This window comes from Mumia quercus (assembly GCF_025506335.1).
Lineage (GTDB): Bacteria > Actinomycetota > Actinomycetes > Propionibacteriales > Nocardioidaceae > Mumia > Mumia quercus.
In genome coordinates, this window is record NZ_JANZYO010000006.1 from 419,329 (window position 1) to 427,117 (window position 7,789).

A 7,789-nucleotide genomic window follows, 5' to 3' on the forward strand; every position below is an offset into this window, starting at 1 on the left:
CCCCGTCCGCGACCCGGTGCCTCGGGCACGGGTCGCGGACGGGGTCGTACGGGCGTCAGGCGGAGGCGTCGCGCTCCTGCGCGGCCAGCGCCCGGGCGAGGTCCGAGCGACCCTCGCTCACGTACCGGCGCGTCGTCGCGTCGAGGTCCTTCTGATCGGACAGCCACGCGTCGATCGTCGCGAGGTTCTCAGCGCTGGGGTTCGCCCGCGGGAAGAAGCTCTCCAGGATCTCCGACGCGCGCCACACCCCCTTCTCGATGACGGTGCGTGCCGTGTCGAGGTAGCGCTCGACGTACGGCTGGAGCAGCTCGGCCTGGCCCGGCTGCTGGAAGGCGCGGGCGATGCTGCGCTGGGTCTCGTTCGGGAGGTCGTCGCGGACGACGACGGACTCCCACGCGTTCTCCTTCGCGGCGGCGTCCGGGCGAGCGGCGCGCGCGCCGGCAGCCTTCTCCTGGCCCGAGATCGTGTTGTCCCGCGCAAGCTCGGCGTCGATCTCCGCATCGCCGAACGCGCCGGCGCGGGCGAGCCCCGCGACGAGCGTCCACCGCAGGTCGGTGTCGACCGTCAGGCCCTCGAGCGTCACCGAGCCGTCGAGCAGGCCGCGCAAGTAGGCGATCGCGTCGTCGGACTCCGCGGCGCCCGCGTACGCGCGGACGAACGCGAGCTGGTGGTCCGATCCCGGCGCGGCCGCCTCCAGCAGCGCGCGCACGCCCTGCTCCCACTGCGCGGCGAGGGCGTCACGGTTGTCGGGCGCCGAGAACAGCGCGATCGCCGAACCGCCCTGCCGCAGCAGGGTCTGCACCGCGGTCAGGTCGGACTCGGTGCCGACGCCCGCGAGCACGATCGGCACGAACTGGCGCGCCGGGAGCTCCGCGTCGCGCAGCATGTCCCACGCCGCACCCCAGCACAGCGCGCGTGCCAGGGAGTCGTCGATGTCGGCGATCGAGGTCGTGAGCGTCTCGAGCGAGCGCTCGTCGAGCCGGATCTTGGCGTACGTCAGGTCGTCGTCGTTGAGCAGCACCAGGTCGGGCTGCTTCTGACCGATGAGCGCGTCGATCTCGGTGAGCGCGCCCTCGATGTCGGTCTCCACCCGGCCACGACGCACGAGGCCGGCGTCGGTCCGGTCGTACAGGCCGATGGCGATGCGGTGGCGGCGCAGCGTCGGGTACTCCTCGATCGCCGTCTGCTCGACCGCGAAGGAGGTGAAGCCGCCGCTGGCGTCGACGACGAACCGCGGGCGCAGCGTGTTCACGCCCGACGTCTGGAGCCACTCCTGCGCCCACGTCGTCAGCTCGCGTCCGGAGGCGGACTCCAGCTCGGCCAGCAGGTCCTTCAGCTCGGTGTTGCCGTAGGCGTACTTCGAGAAGTACGACCGCAGGCCGGCGAAGAAGTCCTTCTCACCCACCCAGGCGACGAGCTGCTTGAGGGTCGAGGCGCCCTTGGCGTACGTGATGCCGTCGAAGTTGGCCTCGACCGCGTGGAGGTCGTAGTTGTCGGCGGCGATCGGGTGCGTGGAGGGCAGCTGGTCCTGGCGGTACGCCCAGTTCTTGCGCTGGTTGGTGAAGCCGGTCCAGGCGCCGGTGTACTTCGTGGCGTTGACCTCGGCGTGGTGGGAGGCGAACTCGGCGAACGACTCGTTGAGCCACAGGTCGTCCCACCACTTCATCGTCACGAGGTCGCCGAACCACATGTGCGCCATCTCGTGGAGGATCGTGTTGGCACGCGACTCGTACGCGGCGTGGGTCTGGCGGCTGCGGAAGATGTACTCGTCGCGGAACGTCACCGCGCCGGCGTTCTCCATCGCGCCCATGTTGTACTCCGGCACGAAAGCCTGGTCGTACTTGCCGAACGGGTAGCCCATCTCGAAGGCGCCCTCGAAGAACGCGAAGCCCTGCTTGGTGATCTCGAAGATCTCGTCGGCGTCGACGTGCTCGCGCAGGCTCTTGCGCACCTGGATGCCGAGCGGGATCCGGCCGTACTCGCCCTTGTAGGTGTCGGTGATGGTGTCGTACTCGCCGGCGATCAGGGCCGTGATGTAGGTCGACATCCGCTTGGTCTCCGCGAACGCCCAGCGGTCGACGCCGTGGCGGACGGAGGTCGGCTCGGGCGTCGGGGAGTTCGACACGACGGTCCAGCCGGTCGGGGCGTCGACCGTGAAGGTGAAGGTCGCCTTCAGGTCGGGCTGCTCGAACGTCGCGTAGACGCGGCGGGCGTCGGGCACCTCGAACTGCGTGTAGAGGTACACGCGGTCGTCCGCGGGGTCGACGAAGCGGTGCAGGCCCTCGCCCGTGCGCGAGTAGGGGAGACGGGTCTCGACCCGGAGCTCGTTCTCGCCCTCGAGCAGGTCGGTGAGCGCGATGCGGTTGTCCTCGTACGCGGACGCGGCCAGCTCGGTGCCGTTGAGCCAGATCTTGGGCTCCCGCGCGTCGACCAGGTCGGCGAAGGTCGACGCTCCGGCCTGCTTGCTCGTGAACCTGACGACCGTGGTCGACCCGAACTCGGTGTCGGAGAGCGTCAGGTCGAGGTCGACGGCGTAGTGGTGGACGTCGAGGAGCGCAGCCCGCTCCTGCGCTTCGTTGCGCGTGAGGTTGGTTCCTGGCATGCGTCCCATCCTGTCACGCGAGGTGATCCCCGTTCAGCGCCCCGCGTGCCAGGTGGCCGAGCGCGGTGGCGATCCGCGCGACGGACACGCCGAGCTCGCGCTGGCGGACGAAGACCTCCGGAGCGACCGGCGCGAGGAGGAGGTCGACGAGCGCGTCCGGGTCGTCCGCCCCCGCCTCCACCGCGAGCATCCGGACGTGCGCGCGCCAGAACCCGTACGCGCCGGTGGCGAAGCGTGACTGCCCGACCTCGGCGCCGAGCGCGAGGTGAGCGTGCGCCTCGAGCAGGTCGGTCATCGCGTCGTAGAACGCCGCGAGCCGCTCGGCCGGCGGGGCACCCGGGCCCAGGGGAGGGGGCCCGTGGAGCAGGCGTTCCTGGAGGTCGCGCTCGTGCTCGTCGAGCAGGGCGACGGCGATGGACGCGCGGTCGGGGTAGCGACGGTACAGCGTGCCGCGCCCGACGCCCGCCTCGCGCGCGATGTCGTTCATGCTCACGTTCGCGGCGCCGCGCTCGGCGTACAGGCGGGCGGCGGCACGCAGGATCCGCTGGCGGTTGCGCGCGGCGTCGGCACGCTCGGCGGGCGGCGCGTCGGCACGGGGCAGGTCCACGGCTCGACCGTACGGAATATCTGGACGACGTGTCCAGTTAGAGCGGTCACGCGATCAACCGGACACCGCGTCCGGTTCCAGAGGAGGCGTCATGTCAACCTTGCTCCACCTCGACTCCAGCGCGCGCACCCGCTCGTTCTCACGCGAGCTCGGGGCCCGCTTCGCCGCACGGTGGCGGGAGGCCCATCCTCGCGGTCTCTACGTCCACCGCGACCTCGCCCGCCAGCCGGTACCACCCGTCGGTGAAGCGTGGACGACGATCTGCGACACGCTCCTCGCGGAGCAGATCACCGAGCCGGCCGACTACCGCAAGGCTGTGCGGACGGCCGCTGAACGCGAGGCGTGGGCCGTCGTCGAGCCGCTGCTGTCGGAGCTGCTGGCGGCCGACGTCGTGCTCGTCGGGGCGCCGATGTACAACTTCGGGGTTTCCGCGTCCCTCAAGGCGTGGATCGACCAGGTGACCTTCCCGCGGATGTCGCTCGCCGGCACGACGTTCGTGGTGGTCGGCGCGCGCGGCGGCTCGTACTCGAAGGGGCGCCTCGTGCGCCGTACGACCACCACGAGCGCTACCTGCGTGACTTCTTCGCCGGGCACTTCGGTGTGGCCGACACGCGCTTCGTCCACACCGAGCTGACCAACGCGCGGGTCGACCCCTTGCTGGCGGATCTCCTCGACGCCCACCACGCCTCGCGCGCGGACGCCCTGGCCGAGGTCGACGCGCTGGTGGACCAGGCCGCGCGCTCACGATGATCGTCGGCGGGGTCCTGCTGGCGCGCCCACCTCGCGGGCGTACGTGGCCGGAGGAGTGCCGACGACCTCGGTGAACCGTCGTACGAGGTGCGCCTGGTCGCTGAACCCCAGCGCGGTTGCGAGCTCGGCCCAGTCGACGGCGTCGCCCGACCGCGCGGCCGCGGCCGCGTCGAGCAGACGGAACCGCTGCAGCACCCACTTCGGGCCGATGCCGACGTACGTGGCGAACTCCCGCTGCAGCGTCCGCAGGCTGACACCCGCCCGCTCGGCCAGCGCGTCGGCGCGGACCATCGAGCGGTCGCGCTCGGCCTCGGTGACCAGCGCGGTGATCTCGTCCGCGCGCGGATCGGCCTTGTACCCGACCACCCCGAGGAACTCCGTCAGCGCCGCCACCATCGCGTCGTCGCTCGCGTCGGGCGCGAGGACGCGCGCGGCGTACGGGCGGTCGTCGACGCCCAGCACCTCCGCAGCCGGGCGCACGGCGTCCGACAACCCACCGACGGGCGCCCGGAGGTAGCCGTGGAAACCGCCGGGCACGAACGACGCTCCGAGCACGTGCCCGCGGCCGACGAGGCGGCGCGAGAACGGACGCCGCGTGACGCCGTGCACGAGCAGGCGTCCCTCTTCGGCGGCGAGGTGCAGGCGGGGCTGCGGGACGACGTGCTGCTCGTACGGCTCCTCGACCGCCCACCGCACCCGCCAGAGGTAGTCGACGCCGGGCGACTCGGTCTCGATCCGGCGGACCCCGAACGGCTCGGCGCGCCCGACGATCGCCTCGGGATACCCCCGCGGCTCCGGCGTGGCCCTCGCACTCACCCCTCCACCCTAGGCCTGTCGCGTTCCTCCAAGACCCGCTCCGCGTGACGCCCTTAGCGTCGGGGACATGAGCTATGACAAGAAGGCAGAGACCACGTTCACCGTGGCGGCATGGGACGAGTCGGTCGTCGAGGACATCGACGGGACCGGCAACGAGCGGAACGGGACGTACTACCCCGACCGCGGCATCACGCGTGCCACGGTTCGCTACCACTACACCGGAGACATCGAGGGCGAGGGCGTCGTCCACTACCTGATGACGTACAAGGCGGGCGAGGCGCCGGTCGTCGCGTTGGAGCGCTTCACAGGGTCGATCGGCGGCGCCGAGGGGACCTGCGTCTTCCTGCACCGCGGGGCGCACGACGAGATGGACGTCAGCGACACTGTCGAGGTCGTGGAGGGGATGGGGACCGGCGCGCTCGAGACGCTGCGAGGCGAGGCGCGGATCGAGCTCGGGGGGCACAGCGACTCCGGGTACGGGTTCGTCCTCGACTACAGCGTGTGAGTGACCCCGCCGCGCACTAGCGTCGACGGCATGACCGTCGACACCACTACGCGCAATCGCCCGCGCGGCACGACGGTCCTCCTCTGGCTCGTGGGTGTGGCGTTCGTGGTGTCGGTGATCCACTACGTCGACAACGTCGCCAACTACGACGCCTACCCGCAGCCCGGGCCGGGCGAGCTTCCGGCCCCTTCCGCGGGACTGATCGCGGCGTCGTGGTTCGTCTTCACCCTCTGCGGCGTCCTCGGCGTGATCGCGTTCTTCCGCCACCGTCGCGCGGCCTGCGTCGTCGGCCTGGTGTTCTACTCCTTCAGCGGGCTGATCGGCATCGGCCACTACACCGTCGAAGGCGCCACCGACATGGTGTGGTGGCGACAGACCCACGTGGTGGTCGACATCGCCGTGGGGATCTCGCTGCTGGCGTTCGCGGCGTGGGTCGCCGTCGTACGGCCCGCGCCGTGGGAGCCGTCACAGCGGGCGTGACCCCGGTTACCCGGGCTTCGGCTCGGGCACCATGGAGTCATGGCCCTGCCCTTCGCGCAGTCTCGGCGCTCCACCGTCGGCATCGAGTGGGAGCTCGCACTCGTCGACGCCGACACGGGAGACCTCCGACAGGTCGCCCGTACGGTGCTCGACGCGCTCGCGGGACCCGACGGCGCCCCCCACCCCCACGTCCACCAAGAGCTGCTCCTCAACACCGTGGAGATCGTCACCGGTGTCCACGAGCAGGTCGGTGCCGCAGGACGCGACCTGAGGCGCAGCCTCGACGAGGTGCGCGACGTCACCGGTCCGCTGCGCGTCGAGCTGATGTGCGCAGGGACCCACCCCTTCGCGCAGTGGGACCACCAGAAGGTCACCGACAAGGAGCGCTACAACACGCTCATCGACCGTACGCAGTGGTGGGGCCGCCAGATGCTCATCTACGGCGTCCACGTCCACGTCGGCATCGAGGACCGTGCGAAGGTGCTGCCGATCATGCGGGCGGTCCTGGCGTACTTCGGGCATCTGCAGGCGCTGTCCGCGTCGTCGCCGTTCTGGGGTGGCAAGGACACCGGGTACGCGTCGAACCGTGCGCTGATGTTCCAGCAGCTGCCGACCGCCGGGCTGCCGTTCCGGCTGGAGGAGTGGGCCGACCTCGAGCGCTACACCGACGACATGCTCCACACCGGCGTCATCGACGACTTCTCGGAGGTGCGGTGGGACATCCGGCCCTCCCCGCGCTTCGGCACGCTCGAGGTGCGGATCTGCGACGGGACGCCCACGCTCAGCGAGCTCCTGGCGATCGCGGCGCTCACGCAGTGCCTCGTCGAGCACTTCTCGTCGGAGCTGGACGCCGGGCGCGACCTGCCCGACCTGCCACAGTGGTTCCTCCAGGAGAACAAGTGGCGCTCGGCGCGCTACGGCATGGAGGCCATCCTCATCCTCGACGCGAAGGGCGGCGAGGACCTCGTGACGACCGACGTACGCCGGCTGCTGCGGCTGCTGGAGCCGGTGGCGGCTCGGCTCGGCTGCACGGAGGAGCTCGCCGGCATCGAGACCATCCTGCGCGACGGCGCCTCGTACCAGCGGCAGCGCGAGGTGGCGCGACGCAACGGTGGAGATCTCCAGCCGGTGGCGTTCTCGTTGGTGGAGGAAATGCACGCGGGTCGTCCGTTGTTGTGACCTGAACAACTGCCGGTCCGTCGGCTCCGCCGGCGCCTGACGAGAGGTGAGCATGTCCGACGCTGTTGACATGTGGTTCGATCCGCTGTGCCCCTGGGCCTGGATGACGTCGCGCTGGCTGCTGGAGGTGGAGCAGGTCCGGGACGTTGAGGTCCGATTCCACGTCATGAGCCTGTCGGTCCTCAACGAAGACGCCGAGGACCTTCCGGAGCGGTACCGAGAGATGCTCGAGCGCGGATGGGGCCCCGTCCGGGTGGCGACGGCCGCCGCGCAGAAGCACGGCGAGCAGGTCCTGCGCGACCTCTACACCGCCATCGGCACGCGCGTGCACCCCGGTGGGCGCACGCTCGACAAGACCGTGCTCGCCGAGGCGCTGGCCGAGGTGGGGCTGGAGCCCGAGCTGATCGAGGCTGCCGACACCGACGCGTACGACGAGGCGCTGCGGGCGTCGCACGAGCGCGCGATCACGCTCGTCGGCACCGACGTCGGCACGCCGGTCGTCGCGGTCAACGGTGTCGCCTTCTTCGGGCCCGTCGTCTCGCCGGCGCCCAAGGGCGAGGCCGCTGGGCGCCTGTGGGACGGGTGCCTCCTCGTCGCCGGGACGGACGGGTTCTTCGAGCTGAAGCGCAGCCGTACCCGCGACCCCATCTTCGACTGAGCGCCCCTGGCCGGTCGAGTAGCCCGAGCCGCCCCCTGGGTGGTCGAGTAGCCCGAGCCGCTAGGTGTAGTTCCTCGGGACGTTGTGAACGGTTGAGTTAGCGAAGACCTCCGCGACGATGTGGGTTACCACACTCACGTCATCCACGGAGGTCTTCGTGACTCACGCTAACGCTCCTTTGACGCCGGAGGG

At 70.9% G+C, this 7,789-nt stretch carries 9 protein-coding genes; 6 read left to right on the plus strand and 3 right to left on the minus strand.

Annotated elements, in window-relative coordinates:
• Positions 1-55: 55 nt before the first annotated feature.
• Both pepN and NYZ95_RS16570 read right to left on the minus strand, forming a co-directional pair.
• A complete protein-coding gene (gene pepN / locus NYZ95_RS16565) occupies positions 56-2,602 on the minus strand; it encodes an aminopeptidase N (RefSeq protein WP_262852429.1) in 2,547 nt (848 codons plus the stop codon).
• 13 nt (positions 2,603-2,615) lie between these two features.
• Positions 2,616-3,209 (minus strand): TetR/AcrR family transcriptional regulator, encoded by a 594-nt coding sequence (locus tag NYZ95_RS16570; RefSeq protein WP_262852430.1) that lies wholly within the window; start codon positions 3,207-3,209, stop codon positions 2,616-2,618.
• A 91-nt stretch (positions 3,210-3,300) separates the two neighbouring features.
• On the opposite strand from NYZ95_RS16570, the gene NYZ95_RS16575 reads away from it, so the two are divergent.
• The gene (locus tag NYZ95_RS16575) at positions 3,301-3,843 is read left to right on the plus strand and encodes an FMN-dependent NADH-azoreductase (RefSeq protein WP_262852431.1); all 543 of its coding nucleotides are present in this window, start codon (positions 3,301-3,303) and stop codon (positions 3,841-3,843) included.
• On the plus strand, positions 3,810-3,959 hold the full coding sequence (locus NYZ95_RS16580; RefSeq protein ID WP_262852432.1) for a hypothetical protein: 150 nt from the start codon (positions 3,810-3,812) through the stop codon (positions 3,957-3,959). Before NYZ95_RS16575 ends, NYZ95_RS16580 begins: the two co-directional genes overlap by 34 nt.
• Here NYZ95_RS16580 and NYZ95_RS20500 read toward each other — a convergent pair.
• Positions 3,951-4,775 carry a helix-turn-helix domain-containing protein gene (locus NYZ95_RS20500; RefSeq protein ID WP_262852433.1) on the minus strand — a complete coding sequence of 275 codons (825 nt, stop codon included), beginning with the start codon at positions 4,773-4,775 and terminating at the stop codon, positions 3,951-3,953. The two genes, NYZ95_RS16580 and NYZ95_RS20500, sit on opposite strands and share 9 nt — an antisense overlap.
• Before the next feature lie 67 nt (positions 4,776-4,842).
• On the opposite strand from NYZ95_RS20500, the gene NYZ95_RS16590 reads away from it, so the two are divergent.
• From NYZ95_RS16590 to NYZ95_RS16605, 4 genes are read left to right on the plus strand one after another with little or no spacing between them, the layout of a single operon-like run.
• Complete coding sequence (locus tag NYZ95_RS16590; protein WP_262852434.1) at positions 4,843-5,280, plus strand: DUF3224 domain-containing protein; 438 nt, start codon at positions 4,843-4,845, stop codon at positions 5,278-5,280.
• 30 nt (positions 5,281-5,310) lie between these two features.
• The gene (locus NYZ95_RS16595; protein ID WP_262852435.1) at positions 5,311-5,760 is read left to right on the plus strand and encodes a hypothetical protein; all 450 of its coding nucleotides are present in this window, start codon (positions 5,311-5,313) and stop codon (positions 5,758-5,760) included.
• Between the two features lie 39 nt (positions 5,761-5,799).
• Complete coding sequence (locus NYZ95_RS16600) at positions 5,800-6,939, plus strand: glutamate--cysteine ligase (RefSeq protein ID WP_262852436.1); 1,140 nt, start codon at positions 5,800-5,802, stop codon at positions 6,937-6,939.
• 52 nt (positions 6,940-6,991) lie between these two features.
• On the plus strand, positions 6,992-7,597 hold the full coding sequence (locus NYZ95_RS16605) for a mycothiol-dependent nitroreductase Rv2466c family protein (protein WP_262852437.1): 606 nt from the start codon (positions 6,992-6,994) through the stop codon (positions 7,595-7,597).
• Positions 7,598-7,789 lie beyond the last annotated feature (192 nt).

What these genes read in the sequence shown, in the direction of transcription:
- NYZ95_RS16600 (WP_262852436.1), top strand. Translation starts at nt 5,800, where the DNA reads ATGGCCCTGCCCTTCGCGCAGTCTCGGCGCTCCACCGTCGGCATCGAG.
- NYZ95_RS16575 (WP_262852431.1), top strand. Translation starts at nt 3,301, where the DNA reads ATGTCAACCTTGCTCCACCTCGACTCCAGCGCGCGCACCCGCTCGTTC.
- NYZ95_RS16590 (WP_262852434.1), top strand. Translation starts at nt 4,843, where the DNA reads ATGAGCTATGACAAGAAGGCAGAGACCACGTTCACCGTGGCGGCATGG.
- NYZ95_RS16605 (WP_262852437.1), top strand. Translation starts at nt 6,992, where the DNA reads ATGTCCGACGCTGTTGACATGTGGTTCGATCCGCTGTGCCCCTGGGCC.
- NYZ95_RS16595 (WP_262852435.1), top strand. Translation starts at nt 5,311, where the DNA reads ATGACCGTCGACACCACTACGCGCAATCGCCCGCGCGGCACGACGGTC.
- pepN (WP_262852429.1), bottom strand. Translation starts at nt 2,602, where the DNA reads ATGCCAGGAACCAACCTCACGCGCAACGAAGCGCAGGAGCGGGCTGCG.